This window comes from Nocardioides sp., from assembly GCF_035547795.1.
Lineage (GTDB): Bacteria > Actinomycetota > Actinomycetes > Propionibacteriales > Nocardioidaceae > Nocardioides.
The window spans coordinates 1-16396 of the sequence record NZ_DASZUF010000150.1; the positions used below are offsets into that span (position 1 = coordinate 1).

Annotated in this window: 16 protein-coding genes; 4 read left to right on the forward strand and 12 right to left on the reverse strand. The window is 71.7% G+C overall.

Translation table 11 applies throughout. The annotated features are described in order from the left end of the window. Positions 1-191 precede the first annotated feature (191 nt). Genes proC through VHA72_RS10085 form a run of 5 tightly spaced genes read right to left on the reverse strand, consistent with a single transcriptional unit; the run spans position 192 to position 4229 of the window. Entirely contained in the window at positions 192-1001 is an 810-nt protein-coding gene (proC, locus tag VHA72_RS10065) for a pyrroline-5-carboxylate reductase (protein WP_325574788.1), read from the reverse strand. Between the two features lie 9 nt (positions 1002-1010). Then, positions 1011-1751, reverse strand: coding sequence for an ABC transporter permease (locus VHA72_RS10070; protein WP_325574790.1), 741 nt, complete (start codon positions 1749-1751; stop codon positions 1011-1013). Further along, the gene (locus VHA72_RS10075; protein WP_325574792.1) at positions 1748-2446 is read right to left on the reverse strand and encodes an ABC transporter ATP-binding protein; all 699 of its coding nucleotides are present in this window, start codon (positions 2444-2446) and stop codon (positions 1748-1750) included. The genes VHA72_RS10070 and VHA72_RS10075 overlap by 4 nt, the downstream gene beginning before the upstream one ends. A gap of 15 nt (positions 2447-2461) precedes the next feature. Further along, positions 2462-3241: a sugar phosphate isomerase/epimerase family protein gene (locus VHA72_RS10080; protein ID WP_325574794.1), complete on the reverse strand. Its 780-nt coding sequence runs from the start codon at positions 3239-3241 to the stop codon at positions 2462-2464. 49 nt (positions 3242-3290) lie between these two features. Further along, entirely contained in the window at positions 3291-4229 is a 939-nt protein-coding gene (locus tag VHA72_RS10085) for a Ppx/GppA family phosphatase (protein ID WP_325574796.1), read from the reverse strand. Positions 4230-4252: 23 nt separating this feature from the next. On the opposite strand from VHA72_RS10085, the gene VHA72_RS10090 reads away from it, so the two are divergent. The 3 genes from VHA72_RS10090 (at position 4253) to VHA72_RS10100 (ending at position 6474) form a co-directional block, all read left to right on the forward strand. Continuing rightward, positions 4253-5014: a DUF3109 family protein gene (locus VHA72_RS10090; RefSeq protein WP_325574798.1), complete on the forward strand. Its 762-nt coding sequence runs from the start codon at positions 4253-4255 to the stop codon at positions 5012-5014. Between the two features lie 80 nt (positions 5015-5094). After that, a complete protein-coding gene (locus VHA72_RS10095; RefSeq protein ID WP_325574800.1) occupies positions 5095-5751 on the forward strand; it encodes a VOC family protein in 657 nt (218 codons plus the stop codon). Between the two features lie 36 nt (positions 5752-5787). Beyond that, complete coding sequence (locus tag VHA72_RS10100; RefSeq protein WP_325574802.1) at positions 5788-6474, forward strand: class I SAM-dependent methyltransferase; 687 nt, start codon at positions 5788-5790, stop codon at positions 6472-6474. A 7-nt stretch (positions 6475-6481) separates the two neighbouring features. Here the strand turns inward: VHA72_RS10100 and VHA72_RS10105 are convergent, their stop codons facing one another. From VHA72_RS10105 to VHA72_RS10135, 7 genes are all read right to left on the reverse strand, one after another. After that, positions 6482-7633, reverse strand: a complete 1152-nt coding sequence (locus VHA72_RS10105; protein WP_325574804.1) for an NAD(P)/FAD-dependent oxidoreductase — start codon at positions 7631-7633, stop codon at positions 6482-6484. 34 nt (positions 7634-7667) lie between these two features. Further along, entirely contained in the window at positions 7668-8549 is an 882-nt protein-coding gene (locus VHA72_RS10110; protein WP_325574806.1) for a carbohydrate ABC transporter permease, read from the reverse strand. Further along, positions 8546-9553, reverse strand: coding sequence for a carbohydrate ABC transporter permease (locus VHA72_RS10115; protein WP_325574808.1), 1008 nt, complete (start codon positions 9551-9553; stop codon positions 8546-8548). Before VHA72_RS10115 ends, VHA72_RS10110 begins: the two co-directional genes overlap by 4 nt. Beyond that, positions 9553-10926 (reverse strand): ABC transporter substrate-binding protein, encoded by a 1374-nt coding sequence (locus VHA72_RS10120; RefSeq protein ID WP_325574810.1) that lies wholly within the window; start codon positions 10924-10926, stop codon positions 9553-9555. The genes VHA72_RS10115 and VHA72_RS10120 overlap by 1 nt, the downstream gene beginning before the upstream one ends. 45 nt (positions 10927-10971) lie before the next feature. Continuing rightward, the gene (locus VHA72_RS10125) at positions 10972-12621 is read right to left on the reverse strand and encodes a glycoside hydrolase family 13 protein (RefSeq protein WP_325574812.1); all 1650 of its coding nucleotides are present in this window, start codon (positions 12619-12621) and stop codon (positions 10972-10974) included. A gap of 98 nt (positions 12622-12719) precedes the next feature. Continuing rightward, entirely contained in the window at positions 12720-13748 is a 1029-nt protein-coding gene (locus tag VHA72_RS10130; RefSeq protein WP_325574814.1) for a LacI family DNA-binding transcriptional regulator, read from the reverse strand. 47 nt (positions 13749-13795) lie between these two features. Next, on the reverse strand, positions 13796-14851 hold the full coding sequence (locus VHA72_RS10135) for a LacI family DNA-binding transcriptional regulator (protein WP_325574816.1): 1056 nt from the start codon (positions 14849-14851) through the stop codon (positions 13796-13798). Positions 14852-14934: 83 nt separating this feature from the next. Here VHA72_RS10135 and radA point away from each other — a divergent pair, with 83 nt between their 5' ends. Continuing rightward, positions 14935-16332 carry a DNA repair protein RadA gene (gene radA / locus VHA72_RS10140; RefSeq protein WP_325574818.1) on the forward strand — a complete coding sequence of 466 codons (1398 nt, stop codon included), beginning with the start codon at positions 14935-14937 and terminating at the stop codon, positions 16330-16332. Positions 16333-16396: the final 64 nt, after the last annotated feature.

Here is a 16396-nt window from a genome sequence, read left to right on the forward strand (position 1 = left end):
AGAAGCGCTATCGCGACCTCGCCGCCGACCCGGCCCACGTGTCGGCGGTCTACGAGGCCGGTGCGGCCCGGTGCCGGGAGGTCACGGCGCCGGTCCTGGCCGCCGCCGAGGCTGCCGTGGGGCTGTTGTAACACGCTGTTCGCATCACTAGACGGTCGTTGCAACGACCGTCTAGTGGATGTAACAGCGTGTTACATGTGGCCTCGGGCGATCTCCCGCGACCGATCCCGGTTCGCCCGGGTGGCGTCGAGCAGGGTGCCGCGCAGGCCGGCGTTCTCCAGGACCCGGAGCGCGGCCGCGGTGGTGCCACCGGGCGAGGTGACGTTCTCGCGCAGCACCGCCGGGTGCTCGCCGGTCTCGCGCAGCATCAGCGACGAGCCGACCAGGGTCTGGGTGACCAGCTGGGTGGCGACCGCCCGTGGCAGGCCGAGATGGACGCCGGCCTCGACCAGCGCCTCGGCCACGTAGAAGACGTACGCCGGGCCCGAGCCGCTGATCGCGGCCGCGGCATCGAGCTGCGACTCCGGCACCGTCGCGACCGCGCCGACGGCGGCCATCAGGCTCTCGGTCAGCGTCACCTGCTCGGCGCTCGCGGTGGCACCGCCGGCGATCACCGACATGCCCTCGCCGACCAGCGAGGGGGTGTTCGGCATGACCCGCACCACGCCGATCCCGGCCGGCAGCGCCGCCTCGATCGCCGCGGTGGTCAGCCCCGCCGCCAGCGAGACCACCAACTGGCCCGCCCGCAGCGGCAGCCCACCGAGCAGGTCGACCACCTGGTAGGGCTTCACACCGAGCACCAGCACCTCGGCCCGCTCGGCCGCCTCGGCCGGGTCGACCGCCGCCACCCCGTAGGTCTCGGCGAGCGCAGTCGCCCGCTCGGGTCGGCGCACCCCCGCCAGCACGTCGGCCGGGGCGTGACCGGCCTTGAGCAGGCCGGCCAGCACCGCCTCGCCCATGTTGCCGACGCCGATGATCGCGATCTTTCCCGTGGAGCTCACGGGGGAAGGCTACGGCGTCCGGCGCCGCAGCGTCGCGGCTCCGAGCACCAGCAGCGCGACCGCGTAGCCGACCACGACGCCCAGATCGCCGGCCACGCCGGTCGAGGTCGCGCCCACCGTCAGGTGCCGCATCGCGTCGACGGCGTAGGACAGCGGGAGTACGTCGGAGATCGCGTGCAGCACGCCGGGCAACTGCGCCCGGGGCACGAAGAGCCCGCAGACCAGGATCTGCGGCACCACCAGCGCCGGCATGAACTGCACCGCCTGGAACTCGGTGTGGGCGAACGCCGAGACGAACAGGCCCAGCGACGTGCCGAGCACGGCGTCGGCGACGGCCATCAGGAGCAGCAGCCAGGCCGAGTGCACGTGCATGCCGAGCAGCCATACCGACACCGCCACCGCGACCACCGACTGGATCGCGGCGAGCAGCCCGAAGGCGAGCCCGTAGCCGAGCAGCAGGTCGAGTCGCCCCAGCGGCATCGCCAGCAGCCGTTCGAGGGTGCCCGAGGAGCGCTCGCGCAGCGTGGTCACGCTGGTGACCAGGAACATCACCACGAACGGGAAGATCGCCAGCAGCGCCGGCCCGCTGCGGTCGAACGGCGAGACCGGCCCCGGCACGTCCCGGTACATCCACCACAGCAGCGCCATCAGCACGCACGGGACCACCACCAACATGGCCAGGGTGCGCGGGTCGCGCCGTACCTGCTGCAGCACGCGTACGGCGACGGCCAGGGTGCGCGCCGGCCTCATCGCTCCACCAGCCGCAGGAAGGCGGTCTCGATGTCGTCCGCACCGGCGCCGGCGCGGATCTCGGCGGGGGTGCCGTCGGCGATGATCGCGCCCGCACGCATCAATAGCAGCTGGTCGCAGCGGTCGGCCTCGTCCATCACGTGGCTGCTGACCAGCACGACGGCACCGTCGTCGGCGAGCCGGTGGAAGAGTGCCCACAGGTCGCGACGCAGCACCGGGTCGAGGCCGACCGTCGGCTCGTCGAGGACCAGCACCGCCGGCGAGCCCAGCAGCGCCACGGCGAGCGACGCCCGGGAGCGCTGGCCGCCGCTCATCCGGCCGACCACGTGGTCGCGGTGGCCGCCCAGATCCACCGCGCGGACGACCCGCTCGACCTCGTCGGGGCCGACACCGAGCACCCGGGCGAAGAAGCGGAGGTTCTCGGTCAGGGTGAGGTCGTCGTAGACGCTGGCGGCCTGGGTGACGTAGCCGATCCGGCTGCGCAGTGCCTTGGCGCCGGCCGGTGATCCCAGCACGGTGACGGTGCCGCCGTGGGTCCGCTGCACCCCCACGATCGCGCGCAGCAGGGTGGTCTTGCCCGAGCCGGACGGCCCGAGCAGGCCGGTCACGCCGGCGCCGATGCGCAGGTCGATGCCGTCGAGCACAGCCCGTCCCCCGCGGCGTACGACGAGGCCCGCCACCTCGATGCTCACCACGGGTTCACCACAGGCTCACGGCCGGAAATGCTCGCGCGCGAACTCCAGCGACTCGCGCAGGTCGGCCTCACGGCTCTGCTTCGAGGACGCCTTGCGGGTGTTGATCTCCAGCACGATCTCGCCGTCGAAGCCGCTGGCGGCCAGATGGCGCAGGAAGCGGTCGGCGCCGGTGGTGCCGCGGCCGGGGACCAGGTGCTCGTCCTTGGCCGAGTCGGTGCCGTCGGTGAGGTGGATGTGCCGCAGCCGGGAACCCAGCCGCTGCGCCATCGCCACCACGTCGTCCTTCGCGATGGCCGCGTGGGAGAGGTCGATGGTGGTGTTGGCGTAGTCCTCGGTGGAGGGGTCCCAGTGCGGCAGGTACATCTGCATTCCGCGACGCGAGGAGGCCCGCCATGGGTACATGTTCTCGACCGCGAAGGCCAGCCCGGTGGTCGCCTCGAGCTTGGCGATGCCCTCCACGAACGTGGCGGCGTAGTCGCGCTGCCAGCGGAACGGCGGGTGCACCACGACCGTCGCCGCGCCGACGGCGTGCGCCATCTCCGCGGAGCGCTCCAGCTTGCCCCACGGCTCGGTGCCCCACACCCGCTGGGTGAACAGCAGGCACGGCGCGTGCACCGCCGAGACGGGCATCTCGTGGTGCTCGCTCAGCTGCGCGACGGCGGCGGTCTGCTGCGAGAGCGCGTCCACGCCGACCATCACCTCGACCGCGTCGTACCCGATCGTCCTGGCGTAGCCGAAGGCGTGCGCCGTGGACTCGGGATAGACCGAGACGGTGGAGAGGCCGATCCGGGTCATGCGGGGTCCCCGCTCGGAGCGGAGCGAAGCGAGCATTCGAGTGGGGTGCTCATGACGCCAGCACGCTCATCTGGTCGAGCCGCTCGAGGATCACACCCTCGCGCAGCGCCCACGGACAGATCTCCAGCTCGGCCAGGTCGAAGATGTCCATGCAGGCCTCCGCGACGAGCGCGCCCGGCACGATCTGGTGGGCCCGGTCGGCGCTCACGCCCGGCAGCCCGGCCAGCTCCTCGCGGCTCATCGCGACCAACTTCGGGATCCAGTGGCGCAGCTCCTCCAGCGGGAGGGTACGGCGCGCCAGCGGTCCCTCGGCGCTCGGCGCCGCCCCGCAGATCCGGGCCAGCGAGCGGAACGTCTTGGAGGTGGCCGCCGCCCGGTCCGGGGAGCCGGCGCGGATCAGGTGGCCGGCGTCCTGGGCGATGGTGGCGCGGATCTGCTTGCGCAGCTGCTTGAGATCGTCCTCGTCCGGGCCGTCCTTGGCGAAGTAGGTGCGGGCCAGCCGGGCCGCGCCCAGCGGCAGCGACCAGGCCACGTCGGGCGCCTCGTCGTCGCCGCCGGCGATCTCCAGCGAGCCGCCGCCGATGTCGAAGACCGCCAGCCGACCGGCCGACCAGCCGAACCAGCGTCGCACCGCCAGGAACGTCAGCCGGGCCTCGTCCTCCCCGGAGAGCACCTCGATCCCCACGCCGGTCTGCTCCTGCACGTGGGTCAGCACGTCGTCGGAGTTCACCGCGTCACGCACCGCCGAGGTGGCGAAGGCAAGCATGTCGGCACAGCCCTTGTCCTCGGCGACCAGCAGCGCGTCGGCGGTGAAGGCGGTCAGCGCGTCGATGCCGGCCCGGCTCACCGCACCCCGCTCGTCGAGGTGCTCGGCCAGCCGCAGCGGCTGCTTGTAGGAGTACGCCGGCAACGGCGCCGCGCCGCCATGGGCGTCCACCACGAGCAGGTGGCCCGTGTTGGAGCCGATGTCGAGGACGCCCAGCCGCATGCCCCCACGCTACCGTGGCGCGCATGCCCGAAGTGCCCTTGGACTTCCCCCGCGCGTGGGTGGAGTTCGTCAACCCCGACGACGCCGCGGAGGTCATGCGCTGCGACCTGACCTGGCTCACGTCGAGCTACACCTGCATCTTCGGGCGAGGCTGCGCGGGCATCTACGCCTCCGCCCCGGACGTCGGCTGCTGCACGCTCGGCGCTCACTTCGCCGACGCGGCCGACGAGAAGCGGGTGGCCGGGTACGTCGCCCAGCTCACCGGCGAGCTGTGGCAACTCAAGCCGCCCGGGAAGGTCAGGCGCTCGGACTGGGTCGAGAAGGACGAGGAGGGCGAGCGCAAGACCCGCACCGTCGTGGTCGACGGCCAGCAGGCCTGCGTCTTCCACAACCGGCCCGGTTTCGGGGGCGGCGCCGGCTGCGCGCTGCACCTGCTCGCCCTGCGCCAGGGCCGCAACCCGCTGGAGACCAAGCCGGACGTGTGCTGGCAGCTGCCGATCCGGCGGACGTTCCGCGAGGTCGAGCGGACCGACGGGTCGACGTACACCGAGGTCAGCATCGGCGAGTACGACCGGCGCGGCTGGGGACCCGGCGGTCACGATCTGGACTGGTACTGCACCGGCAACCCGGTCGCCCACGTCGCCGCCGAGCCGCTCTACGTCACCAGCCGGGCCGAGCTGGTGGCGCTGATGGGCGAGGCGGCGTACGCCGAGTTGGCACACCACTGCGAGGCCCATCTGCGCTCTCGCTCCCAGCTGGCGATCCACCCCGCCGACCCGCACTGACCGGCCCTGCAGACGTCTCGACGTCAAGACAACTCGACCCCCGTGTTGGTGCCGAGCCAGGCAGTGTTCAGAATCGGGGCATGCGCCTGGACCACCTCTCGTACGCCGCCGGACCCGATGGCCTGGTCAGCACCGCCAAGCGAATCGGCGAGCTGCTCGGTCAGGACTTCGTCGACGGTGGGGTGCACCCGCGCTTCGGCACGCGCAACATGACGCTGCCACTGCGCGGTGGCCTCTACGTCGAGGTCGTCGAGGCACTCGAGCACCCGGCGTCGGACAAGGCGCCCTTCGGCCAGGCGGTCAAGGCCCGCTCCGCGCTCGGTGGCGGCTGGATGGGCTGGGTCGTCGCGGTCGACGACATGGCGCCGATCGAGAAGCGCCTCGGCCGCCCCTGGGTCGACGGCAACCGGCACCTCCCCGACGGCACCGAACTGCTGTGGAAGCAGATCGGCATCAACGGCCTGATCGCGGACCCGCAGCTGCCCTACTTCATCCACTGGCTGACCACGGACCTGCACCCGGGCAACGCCGGCTCCGACGTCACGCTCACCTGCATCGAGATCTCCGGCGACTCGCAGCGGGTCAAGGACTACCTGGGCGAGGACCTCGAGGAGCGGGTCGACCCCTGGACCGGCAGGCCGGCCGAGAACGTCGAGGTCAAGTGGGTCGCCGAGCACGGCACCCCGGGCCTGCTCGCCGCGCAGTTCAGCACGCCGAACGGCGAGGTCCGGATCTGAGCGTGCCGCGCTCGTGACGAGGGCATGAAGGGCGCGATGAGGGGCGCGGTCCCCAGCCCCAACATCTGGCACCACACCGCGACGTACGAGATCGAGAACCGCGCCGCCGACCCGGACGGGCGGCTCTGGTCGGCGATGGCGGCCGTGACCGACTGGTCCGGGCGCGACGTGCTCGACCTGGGCTGCGGCACCGGCTTCCATCTGCCGCGGTTCGCCGAGACGGCCCGCTCGGTACTCGGCGTGGAGCCGCACCCGGACCTGGTGTCGCTGGCCGCCCGCCGTACCCGTCGGCTGGGGAACGTCGAGGTCAGGCAGGGCGTCGCGCAGGAGATCCCGCTGCCGGACGCCTCGGTCGACGTGGTGCACGTGCGCTGGGCCTACTTCTTCGGCCCCGGCTGCGAGCCCGGCCTGGCCGAGCTGGCTCGGGTGGTACGCCGCGGCGGCACCGCGCTGGTGATCGACAACGACGCGACCCGCTCCACCTTCGGCGGCTGGTTCCGGCGGGGCTATCCCGGTGTGGACCCGGCCGCGGTGGAGCGGTTCTGGTCGACCCGCGGCTGGACGCGCGTGCCCGTCGACATGGGCTGGCGGTTCGCGTCGCGGGCCGACCTGGAGGCGGTGGTGCACATCGAGTTCGCCCCCGAGGTGGCCGAACAGGTGCTAGCGGGGCACAAGGGCACCGAGGTCGACTACGCGGTCAACCTGTGGTGGCGCCGCTTCTGAGGGGTCGCTAGCGCAGGTCGGTGAGCTGGGCCGGATCGACCCTCGTGCCGACCAGTTCGCGGAGCCGGTCGTTGACGTCCCAGACGTTGACGTTCATGCCCGCGGTCACGACCTTGTCGCGCAGCCAGTAGGCGATGAACTCGTTCGTGTCCAGGTCGCCGCGGATGATCACCTCGTCGTCGGGGCCGGCATGCCCGACGTACTCCATCGAGAACTCGAACTGGTCGGTGAAGAAGTACGGCGCCCAGTCGTAGACGGCGTCCTGGCCGAGGATGGACCGGGCCGCGAGCTGGCCCTGCCGGATCGCGTTGTCCCAGTGCTCCACCCGCAGCGGGCCGTAGGTCGTGTGCCGGGCGAGCGCGACGTCGCCGGCGGCCAGGACCCGCGGGTCGGAGGCGCGAAGCCGCTCATCGACGACGATGCCACCGTCCACCGCGAGGTCGGCCGCCTCGGCCAGGGTGGTGCGCGGAACGGCCCCGACCGCGACCACGACCTGGTCCGCGGGGACGAGCCCGGAGCTGGTCTCCACACCCGCCGCGGTGATCGCGGTGGTCGTCACCCCGGTGCGTACGTCGACGCCGTGGTCGCGGTGCAGCCGGGTCAGGTGCTCGGCCAGCGTCGGGCCGAGGACGCCGCGCAGCGGCAGGTCCCCGCGCTCCAGGACCGTCACCTCCAGGCCGGCGCCGCGGGCGGCAGCGGCGACCTCGAGGCCGATCCAGCCGCCGCCCACCAGGACCAGCCGCCGGCCCGGCTCGAACGTCGCCAGCAGCCGCTCGGCATCCGCGGCGGTACGCAGCTGCAGCGCCCGCTCCACGCCGGTCAGGTCGGGCACGCGCGGCGCGGCTCCGGTGGCCAGCACCAGCGCGTCGAACCGGAGCCGCTCGCCGCCGTCGAGCGTGACCGAGCCGTCGGCCAGGTCGAGCGCGGTCGCGGTGGTCGAGGTGCGGGCGACCACGTCGCGTTCGGCGTACCAGCCGGCGTCGTGGAGCAGCGCGAACTCCTCGCCCTTGAGTCGTTCCTTGGACAGCTGCGGTCGCTCGTAGGGCAGCAGCGGCGCGCTGCCGACCAGGGTGAGTCGCCCGTCGTACCCCTCCGCGCGGAGGGTCTCCGCGGCGTTGGCGGCGGCAAGCCCCGCCCCCACGATCACGATGTCGTCCATGAATCGAGCCTAGACGGCCGGACGGGTAGCGGCGCTACCCCTTGACCGCCCCGTCGAGCCCCTCGCTACGCAGGAAGAAGCGCTGGAAGACGAGGAAGAACGCGATCGGCAGCGCCGTCGAGATCAGCAGGGCGGCCAGGAACGTGTCGATCGAGGTGACCGGCGCCAGCGACGGCAGCCGCACCGAGATGGGCTGCTTCGCCGGGTCGGGCAGCACGATCAGCGGCCAGATGAAGTCCTTCCACGCGGCCAGCACGGCGAAGACCGACACCACGCCGAGCACCGGTCGCGACATCGGGAGCACGATCGCGGTGAACAGCCGGACCGGACCGGCGCCGTCCACCCGCGCCGCCTCCAGGATCTCGCGCGGCAGGTTGTCGAAGAACCGCTTCATCAGCGCCACGTTGAACGCGCTCGCCCCGGCCGGCAGGAACGCGCCCCAGTAGGTGTTGACCAGCGAGGCATGGATCAGCGGCAGCTTGAGCACGGTGAGGTAGAGCGGGACGAGCAGCACCACGGTCGGGACGAACATGGTGGCGAGGACCGCGCCGTACAGGATCCGGCCGTACGCCGGCCGCAGCACCGAGAGCGCGTAACCGGCCGTCGTCGCCACCAGCATCTGCACCGCCCAGGAGCCGGCCGCGATGACCACCGTGTTGACCAGGTACCGACGCAGCTGCAGATCGCTCCAGGCGTGGGTCAGGATCGACCAGTCGGGCCCGTGCGGCCAGATCTCCATCGGCTTGCGCAGCGTGTCCTGCGCCGGGGTGACGGCCGACTTGGCCAACCACAGCAGCGGACCGAGGGCGACCACCACCAGGATCAGGAAGAGTACGACGTTGACGATCCGGCGGGCCCAGCGCACGCCCGGACGCCGCAGGTCGGAGACGGAGACGAAGCTGGTGGTCTCGCTCATGAGTCGCTCCAGGATCGGGTGAGGCGGAAGTAGACCCAGGACAGCACCGCGAGCCCGACGGCGAGCAGCAGGCTGAGCGCGGTGGCGTCACCGTAGTCGCCGCCGCCGGTGGTGCTGCCGAAGGCGTAGTTGTAGATGAGCAGCAGGACGGTGAGGGAGGCGTTGTCGGGGCCGCCATCGGTGAACAGGTACGGCTCGAGGAAGACCTGCGCGGTGCCGATGATCTGCAGGATGAGGGTGACCAGCATGATCGTCCGCAGGTGCGGCAGGGTGACGTGCACCAGCTTGCGCCAGATCCCTGCGCCGTCGACCTGGGCGGCGTCGTACAACTCCTTGGGAACGGTGGTCAGCGCGGCCAGATAGATGATCACGGTGCCGCCGGCCGCGGCCCAGGTCGCCTCGAGCACCAGCGAGGGCAGCACCCAGTGCGAGGAGACCAGCCACGGGACCGGCCCCAGGCCGAACCAGCCCAGCACGGTGTTGAACACCCCGCCGCCGCTGGCGTCGTAGAAGAACTGCCACAGCAACACGGCGACCGCGGGCGGGACCACCACCGGCAGGTAGGCCAGCACCGCGAAGAGCCCGCGCATCCGGCGCAGGTCGCTCATGGCGATCGCGAGCAGCAGCGGGATCGGGTAGCCGAAGAGGAACGCCAGGCCGGCGAAGATCGCGGTGTTCCGCAGCGCCGTCGGCAGCAGCGGGTCGGTCAGCACGTGCCGGAAGTTGGCGAACCCCACCCAGTGCGCCGGCTCGACCAGGTTCGTCTGCTGGAAGGCCATCACCGCGGTGCGCACGATCGGCCACCAGGAGAACAGCCCGAAGGCGAGCAGCATCGGGACCAGGAAGGCGACCGTCACGGGGCCGCCGCCGCGCCACCACGTGGCCCATCTGCCCTGCCGCGCCATCACACTCCTGTCGTCGGACCGCTCCGCGTCGGTCGTGGCCGGGAACGTCGGGCGGCGCCGGCCGGGCTGGGGCCCGGCCGGCGCCTCGAACTGAACCATCAGCCCTGGTCGAGGAGTTGCTGGGCCTTCTGGTTCGCCTCTTGGAGCAGGCTAGGGATGTCAGCGTCCTTGTCGCTGAGCACCTTCTGCACCACCGGGTCGAGCACGCCGTACACCCCCTGGGTCTGGACCGGCGGCTCGGAGATGAGCTTGAGCGAGAACATCGAGTCCGTGTAGCCCTTCATCTGGTCGAGGGGCACGTTGACGTAGTCCTTGATCCAGGTCTGGTAGTTCGTGTACGACGCCTGGTCGAAGATCGGGAACGTCGGCGTGCCGACCGGCTGCTTGCTCGCGGTCTGCGCCTTGGCGTCGGCCACCGCCGCATCCTGGTCGGTGTACTTCTTCACCCGGAAGAAGTCCGCCCACTCCACCGCCGCCTTCGCCTGGGCCGGCGTGGCCTTGGCGCTGACCACGTTGACCGAGCCGCCACCGAGCGCGCCGGCGTCGGCGGAGTCGGTCAGCGGGATCGCAGCCAGGCCGTACTCCTTCGGGTCGATCTTGTCGGTGGTCACCAGCGCGTTGTACACGTCCGACCCGGAGACGAACATGCCGAGCTTCCCGGCGGCGAAGGCCTGGTTCACGCCGGCCCAGTCGTAGGAGTTGTTGGCCGAGATCGACTGGTCCTGCCAGCGCATGTCGTGCAGCAGCTGCAGGGCCTGCTCGGTGCCGGGGTTGTCCAGCGTCGCGGTCTTGCCGTCCTCGCTCTCCACCCGGCCGCCCATCGCGTAGGTGAGCGTGGTAAGGATCCACCCGCCGGTGTTCGACTTGGTCATCTCGCCGAAGCCGGCCTGACCGGTCTTGTCGTGGATCGCCTTGGCGTCGGCGCGGACCTCGTCCCACGTCGTCGGCGGCTGGTCGGGATCGAGCCCGGCCTCGGCGAACAGCTGGCGGTTGTAGTGCAGCGCGTTCGCATAGACGTCGCTGGGCAGGCCGTAGACCTTGCCGTCGGTGCCCTCGGCCGCGGCGAGCACGTTCGGGTTGAGTTCGTCGAAGTAGGGCAGCGCCCGGATCTCCTTGTCGACATCGGCGACCTGGTGTCGCTCCACCAGGCCCTTGGTGTCGGTGAACGGCACCCGGAACGAGATCGGCAGGGTCCCGCCGGCGAGCTGGGCGGGGAAGGTCTGCGCGTTCCACTGCCATTCCTTGGGTACGACGGTGATGTCGGGGTGCAGCTTGTGGAACGCGGCCGCCTGCTGCTTGACGTAGTCGATGGTGGCCTGCTGGTCGCCGGGGCGCCAGCCCTCGACGGTGATCGTGACCGTGCCCTTGCCACTGGCATCGTCGTTCGACGAGCCACAGCCGGCGAGCGCCACGGTCGCGACGACCACGGCGGTGGTGCTGAGCGCCGCGGCGCGCAGTCGGGATGTCTTCATGGATGCCTACTCCTGCTCGGGGTGATGGGATTCAGGGGCCGGGGATCACGCCGGGAGGCGCAGCCAGGCCGTGGCGTTGGTCGGAAGACGTCCTCCTTCCAGGGGCGCACTCGTGAGCCAGATGCGCTCATGCGCGGGAAGCTGGACCGCCGACGCGCTGACGTTGGTGATGTTCATGAAGCTGGTGCCGCGGCGGAAGGCCAGCACGCCGTCGGCCGACTCGACCCAGTCCAACCGGCCGTCGCCGAGGTCGGGATGGGTACGGCGGATCAACAGCGCCATCCGGTAGAGCGAGAGCATCGAGCTCGGGTCGGCCGACTGCGCCTGCGCGGTCAGCCGAGCCCACTCCTCCGGCTGTGGCAGCCACGTCTCCACGCCGTCGGGGCTGAAGCCGAACGGCGGCTTCTCCCCCTCCCACGGGAGCGGCACCCGGCAGCCGTCCCGACCGGGGTCGACGCCTCCGCTGCGGAAGTGCATCGGGTCTTGGATCCGGTCGAGCGGGACCTCCACCTCGTCCAGGCCCAGCTCCTCGCCCTGGTACAGGTAGTAGGCGCCGGGCAGAGCCATCGCCAGCAGCGCGGCGGCCCGCGCCCGGCGCTCGCCCAGGTCCCGGTCACTGGCGATCCCGTAGCGCTTGCGGTCGAAGGCGAAGCCGGTCTCCTCGCGGCCGTAGCGGGTCACCGGCCGGGTGATGTCGTGGTTCGACAGCACCCAGGTCGCCGGCGCGCCGACCCGGCCGTGCAGGGTCAGCGTGGTGTCGATCGAGGCGCGCAGCACCCGGGCGTCCCACGGCGCGGTGAGGAAGTCGAAGTTGAACGCCGAGTGCATCACGTCCGGGCGCAGGTAGCGCACGAACCGGTCGGGGTCGGGCAGCCAGATCTCGCCGATCAGGACCCGGTCGTCGCCGTACTCCTCGGCGATCCTGCGCCAGTCGCGGTAGATCTCCTGCAGCTCGTCGCGGTCGAGATAGGGATGGTCGCCGGGGCGGGGGTGCGCCGGCAGGTCCGGCAGGCCCGGGTCCTTGGCGAGCAGCGCCGCCGAGTCGATCCGGATTCCGGCCACACCGCGGTCGAACCAGAACCGCAGCACGTCCTCGTGCTCGCGACGTACGTCCGGATGGCTCCAGTTGAGGTCGGGCTGGCCCGCGGCGAACAGGTGCAGGTACCACTGCTCGGGGACGCCGTCCGGACCGACCAGCCGGGTCCAGGCGCGCCCGCCGAACTCGGAGGTCCAGTCGTTCGGCGGCTCCTCGCCGTTGCGACCCCGGCCGTCACGGAACCAGAACCGCTCCCGCTCCGGCGAGCCCGGTCCGGCCGCGACCGCGGCCCGGAACCAGGCGTGCTGGTCCGAGACGTGGTTGGGCACCACGTCGATGATCGTGCGGATGCCGTACTCCAGGGCGTCCTTGATCAGCGTCTCCGCCTCGGCCAGGTCGCCGAAGAGCGGGTCGATCGCGCGGTAGTCGGCCACGTCGTAGCCGCCGTCGGCCATCGGGGACGGGTACCAGGGCGTGAACCACATCGCGTCGACGCCGAGGTCGCGCAGGTAGGGGAGATGGGCCCGCACGCCGGCCAGGTCGCCGGTGCCGTCGCCGTTCGCGTCGGCGAAGCTGCGCGGATAGACCTCGTAGATGGCTGCGCCGCGCCACCAGTCACGCCGCTGCGCCGGCGGCTGGTCGATCGCTGTCTCGTCCACGTTGCTCCGTTTCTGTGTCGCCAGTCACATGACCGGGTCACCGGAGGCTAGGCAGAACGATCAGAACGATGCAAGAACTTGACGGAATGTAATTAATTTCATGACTTTGCGTCCGCAGCCGGCAACTTGGCCGGTCCGGTCGACCGACGGACGACCAACTCCGGCTCGAAGAGCAGCTCGTCGACCGGCCCCATCGACGCCTCGATCTGGCTCATCAGGAAGTCCACCGCGGCCCTGGCCATCGCCTCGATCGGCTGGCGCACGGTGGTCAGCGGCGGATCGGCGACGGCCATGAACGCGGAGTCGTCGTACCCGATCACCGAGACGTCCTCGGGCGTGGCGAGCCTGGCGCGCCGCACCGCGCGCACCGCGCCCAGCGCGAGTGGGTCACTGGCGCAGATGATCCCGGTCGCGCCGCGCTCGATGAGGCGCGCGGCGGAGGCCTGGCCGCTCTGCAGCGAGTACAGACTGCGCACCACCAGCTCCTCGTCGAGCGGATGACCGGCGGCCTCCGCGACCTGCCGCGCTGCGGCCAGCTTGCGCTCGGATGGGACGTGATCGCGCGGGCCCAGCACCAGGCCGATCCGCTCGTGACCCAGGGCGAGCAGGTGCTCCATGGACTGCTCCATGGCGCTCGCGTCGTCGCACACCACCCGCGGGAAGGGCAGTCGGTCGATGGCCGCGTTGATCAGCACGACCGGCAGTTGGCGGTGCATCAGCCGGTCGTAGTGCCGATGGTCGGCATCGCCCTGGCTGTAGTTCCCGCCGGCGAAGATCACCCCGGCCACCTGCTGCTCCAGCAGCAGGTCGACGTACTCGGGCTCCTGGACGCCGCCGGCGGTCTGGGTGCACAGCACCGGCGTGAGGCCGTGCTGGGCGAGGTTGGCACCCAGCGCCTCGGCGAACGCCGGGAAGATCGGGTTCTGCAGCTCCGGCAGCACCAGCCCCACCAACCGGGCGCGCTCGCCGCGCAGCTTGGTCGGCCGCTCGTAGCCGAGGACGTCCAGCGCCGTCAGCACCCGCGACCGGGTCGCCTCCGCGACCCCGGGCTTGCGATTGAGCACCCGGCTCACCGTCGCTTCGCTGACGCCCGCGCGGGCAGCGACCTCAGCAAGACGTCGTGTCATGCCGAAAGAGTAGAGCAATTCTTTGCAAGAAACGTGCAAAGAATCGATCAGGTGGTGCTGCGCACCACCAGGGTGGGCTGCAGCATCACGCCCGGCCCGACGTACGGCGGGTTGCCCAGGAGGCCCTCCAGGGCCTTGACCAGCTCGACGGCGGCCTCCTCCAGGGGCTGGCGCACCGAGGTCAGTCCCGGCGGCACGGTCTGCGCGACCTGCGAGTCGTCGAAGCCCGTCACCGCGACGTCGTGGCCCGGCCGCAGGCCGCGCTCGTAGAGCTCGTGCAGCACGCCCATCGCCAGCGTGTCGGAGGCACACACGAATGCCGTCGGCGCGGCCTCGTCCAGCAGTGCCACGGTCGCGGCCCGGCCCGACGCGATGGTGTCCTCGACCCGGCTGGCCAGGCCGGTGGTGGCCAGGCCGCTGTCGTGCATCGCCCGCGACCAGCCCGAGCGGCGCTCCTCGCCGAGCAGGGAGTCCTTGCGCCAGCCGATCCAGGCGATCCGGGTGTGGCCACGCTCGATCAGGTGCCGGGTGGCGAGTTCGGCGCCGGCAGCGCTGTCGATGTCGACCCAGGGGTGGGTGGCGACCGACTCGTCCTCCCACGGCCTGCCGAAGGCGACGAACGGCGCCCGCCGGGAGCGCAGCCAGCCCGCGGCCGGGTTGCCGAGGTAGGTGTCGGTGATGATGAAGGCGTCGACGGCGGTCGAGCGGAGCAGGTCGTCGTACCCGGCCAGCGGGTCCTCGGGCTCACCGGTGAACAGCAGGATGTGGTAGCCGGCCTCCCGCGACGTGTCGACCAGGGCGTGGATGAAGCGGTCCATCAGCGCGTTGGCGGTGTTCTCCTGCGCCGGTGCGATCTTGAGGCCGATCAGGTGCGAGGCGCGAGTGCGCAGGCTGCGCGCGGCGCGGTTGGGCTGGTAGCCGAGCTGCTCGATCGCGGCCTGCACCCGGGCCAGGGTGTCCTCGCGCAGCAGGTCGGGATTGTTCACCGCGTTGGAGACGGTCTGCCGCGAGACGCCGGCCAGCTCGGCCACGTCGGCGAGGGTCGGCGGCGCTGCCGGCATCCGTGCCACGAACCGGCTCACCGCTTCCTCCTGACTGGTCATGCCTGGAACGATCCAACCAAGCATATCGGCGCGACCGCCGCAGTGATCGGGAAGTGTCGGTGCTCTGCCCTAGCGTGGGCGCCATGAGTCGTGCCGCCGTCAAGCCCGCCCGCCCGGCGTTCCGCTGCAGTGAGTGCGGCTGGGAGACGGTCAAGTGGGTCGGGCGCTGCGGCGAGTGCCAGGCATGGGGCTCGGTCGCCGAGGCCTCGGCGGCGCCCGTGGGGCGCACGGCCGTGGCGCCGGTATCCAGCCCGGCGGTGCCGATCGGGCAGGTGTCGACCACCGAGGCCGGCTTCCGGGCCAGCGGCGTGCCGGAGCTCGACCGGGTGCTCGGTGGGGGGCTGGTGCCGGGCGCGGTGATCCTGCTCGCCGGCGAGCCCGGGGTCGGCAAGTCGACGCTGCTGCTCGAGGTGGCGGCACAGACCGCGAGGGGCCGGCGCCGCACGCTGTACGTCACCGGCGAGGAGTCGGCCTCACAGGTGCGGCTGCGCGCCGACCGCACCGGCGCGATCCAGGACGAGCTGTACCTCGCCGCCGAGACCGACCTGGGCGCCGTGCTCAGCCACATCGAGGAGGTCAGGCCCGAGCTGCTCGTGGTCGACTCGGTGCAGACCATCGGGGCCGCCGACACCGACGGCGTGCCCGGCGGAGTGACGCAGGTCAAGGAGGTCGCGGCCGCCCTGGTGCGGATGGCCAAGACGCGACACATCACCACCATGATCGTGGGCCACGTGACCAAGGACGGCTCGATCGCTGGGCCGCGGGTGCTGGAGCACCTGGTCGACGTGGTGCTGCACTTCGAGGGTGACCGCGACTCGCGGTTCCGGATGGTGCGCGCGATGAAGAACCGCTTCGGGCCGGTCGACGAGGTGGGGTGCTTCGACCTGTCCGCCGACGGCATCGTCGCCGTCACCGACCCGACCGGTCTGTTCATCGAGACCCAGCATGTGTCGGTGCCCGGCACCTGCGTCGCGGTCACCCTGGAGGGGCGCCGGCCGCTGCTGGCGGAGGTGCAGGCGCTGGTCGCGCCGATGACCGCGGAGCGCCCGCGGCGTACCACCTCCGGGGTGGACGGGCCGCGGCTGGCGATGATCCTCGCGGTGCTGCAGCGGCACCTGCGGATGGGCCTGCACTCGCGCGACGTGTTCGTCTCCACCGTTGGCGGCGCCAAGCTGGTCGACCCGGCCAGCGACCTGGCGATCGCGGTGGCGCTCGCCTCCGCCGCGTGCGGCAAGCCGACGCCGCGCGGGGTGGTGGCAATGGGTGAGATAGGCCTGGCCGGCGAGCTGCGCCGCGTCCGCGGGCTGGACGCGAGGCTGGCCGAGGCGGCCCGGCTGGGCTTCTCGGTGGCGGTGGTGCCGGCCGAGCCCGGCCGCGGCGGTGCGCCGCGCGAGCGGACCGTCGACGGGCTGCGGGTCTACGAGTGCCACGACCTGGCCGGTGCGATCGGCCTGCTGCGACTCGGCGGCGGCGACGCCTAGGGTTTTACCCATGAGCGGAGCCCTCGACCGTCGCTAGACTCACTCCGCCCCTGCAGAAAGGACC

Bases quoted from the DNA above. Each gene is read 5' to 3' on its own strand.
- VHA72_RS10135 (WP_325574816.1), bottom strand. From the start codon at position 14,851: ATGACCAGTCAGGAGGAAGCGGTGAGCCGGTTCGTGGCACGGATGCCG.
- VHA72_RS10115 (WP_325574808.1), bottom strand. From the start codon at position 9,553: ATGGTTCAGTTCGAGGCGCCGGCCGGGCCCCAGCCCGGCCGGCGCCGC.
- VHA72_RS10110 (WP_325574806.1), bottom strand. From the start codon at position 8,549: ATGAGCGAGACCACCAGCTTCGTCTCCGTCTCCGACCTGCGGCGTCCG.
- VHA72_RS10085 (WP_325574796.1), bottom strand. From the start codon at position 4,229: ATGCGGCTGGGCGTCCTCGACATCGGCTCCAACACGGGCCACCTGCTC.
- VHA72_RS10120 (WP_325574810.1), bottom strand. From the start codon at position 10,926: ATGAAGACATCCCGACTGCGCGCCGCGGCGCTCAGCACCACCGCCGTG.
- VHA72_RS10080 (WP_325574794.1), bottom strand. From the start codon at position 3,241: ATGACCCGGATCGGCCTCTCCACCGTCTCGGTCTATCCCGAGTCCACG.
- VHA72_RS10070 (WP_325574790.1), bottom strand. From the start codon at position 1,751: ATGAGGCCGGCGCGCACCCTGGCCGTCGCCGTACGCGTGCTGCAGCAG.
- VHA72_RS10095 (WP_325574800.1), top strand. From the start codon at position 5,095: ATGCGCCTGGACCACCTCTCGTACGCCGCCGGACCCGATGGCCTGGTC.
- VHA72_RS10105 (WP_325574804.1), bottom strand. From the start codon at position 7,633: ATGGACGACATCGTGATCGTGGGGGCGGGGCTTGCCGCCGCCAACGCC.
- radA (WP_325574818.1), top strand. From the start codon at position 14,935: ATGAGTCGTGCCGCCGTCAAGCCCGCCCGCCCGGCGTTCCGCTGCAGT.
- VHA72_RS10100 (WP_325574802.1), top strand. From the start codon at position 5,788: ATGAGGGGCGCGGTCCCCAGCCCCAACATCTGGCACCACACCGCGACG.
- VHA72_RS10090 (WP_325574798.1), top strand. From the start codon at position 4,253: ATGCCCGAAGTGCCCTTGGACTTCCCCCGCGCGTGGGTGGAGTTCGTC.
- VHA72_RS10130 (WP_325574814.1), bottom strand. From the start codon at position 13,748: ATGACACGACGTCTTGCTGAGGTCGCTGCCCGCGCGGGCGTCAGCGAA.